The organism is Sphingomonas sp. LH128, from assembly GCF_000293195.2.
GTDB classification, from domain to species: domain Bacteria; phylum Pseudomonadota; class Alphaproteobacteria; order Sphingomonadales; family Sphingomonadaceae; genus Novosphingobium; species Novosphingobium resinovorum_A.
The window spans coordinates 1-594 of record NZ_ALVC01000532.1 but is presented as its reverse complement, the minus strand read 5'-3'; the positions used below and the strand labels follow the sequence as shown (position 1 = coordinate 594).

Below are 594 nucleotides of genomic sequence, written 5' to 3'. Positions count from 1 at the left end.
CGCGCACTTCCGCTTCGGTGGTATCGACGCCGGCGGCGGTCAGGTCGCCCAGCAGCTTGCGAATGACGTCCTCGTCGCCGGCTTCCTCGAAGTCGGCCTGGACGACGGCCTTGGCATAGGCATCGGTTTCGGCCTGCGACAAGTCCATGCGTTCGGCCGCCCATTCACCGACGAGGCGGTTGCGGGGGGGGGGGGGGGGGCCCCGCCGACGAAGTCGGTGGTGGAGGGGGAGAAGACCCCTCCGTCAGCGCTTCGCGCTGCCACCTCCCCATTCCTGCGGAACAGGGAGGATCAAAACCACTTCAATCGCCTGAGCAGCGCGATCTCCACGCCCAGGATCGCCGCGCAGATGCCGACGATGATCCAGAAGCCGTGCGATCCCTGCTCCGCCAGCGGAATGTCGCCGACGTTGATCCCCAGCAAGCCGGTGATGAAGGTCAGCGGCAAGAACACCCCAGCCACCACCGCCAGCACATACTGCGTGCGCTGGCTGTTCGCGGCGGCGCGGGCGCGGATGTCGTCCTGCAGCACGACCGCCGATTCCTTGCTGATGTCGAGGTCGTCGAGATAGCGGCGCAGGCGGGCGATCGATTC

The 594-nt window shown here is 67.3% G+C and carries 1 protein-coding gene and 1 pseudogene; both read right to left on the bottom strand.

Going from position 1 to position 594, the window contains the following annotated elements:
* Window positions 1-184, bottom strand: a pseudogene (locus LH128_RS29760) (ATPase inhibitor subunit zeta); the annotation flags it as partial.
* Between the two features lie 107 nt (window positions 185-291).
* The coding region (locus tag LH128_RS29755; protein ID WP_008833413.1) for a CorA family divalent cation transporter at window positions 292-594 on the bottom strand (303 nt) is incomplete at its 5' end.